Annotated in this window: 1 protein-coding gene; it reads left to right on the forward strand. The window is 61.0% G+C overall.

The features are described 5' to 3' along the window. Positions 1–292, forward strand: a 292-nt coding sequence (locus SB822_RS56280; protein ID WP_410859003.1) for a hypothetical protein, incomplete at both ends; no start/stop codon positions are given.

Genomic DNA, 292 nt, shown 5'->3' on the forward strand with positions numbered 1-292 from the left:
AGGATGTCGCCACCGCGCTCAAATTCCTCTCTCCACGTCCCGATCAGGCCGAGATCGTGCATGCGGCGAAGAATTTCAAGGTCGTGACGGAAGGCGACGACGAACTGCTGGTCTGGCTCATGCAAACACTGAGCATGATGCAAACCGTCAGCCTGCCGATGGGTACGCCGATGCGCGATGGCACGCGGCGCTATGCGACCTGCACGAATGGCGGGCCGTGGTTCGTCTATGTTAAGGATGGCCGCATCGTCCGGGTCACGCCGATAGACCTGGATCGCTCCGATGCGGCAAG

The sequence above is a fragment of the Paraburkholderia sp. SIMBA_054 genome, assembly GCF_046534875.1.
Lineage (GTDB): Bacteria > Pseudomonadota > Gammaproteobacteria > Burkholderiales > Burkholderiaceae > Paraburkholderia > Paraburkholderia hospita.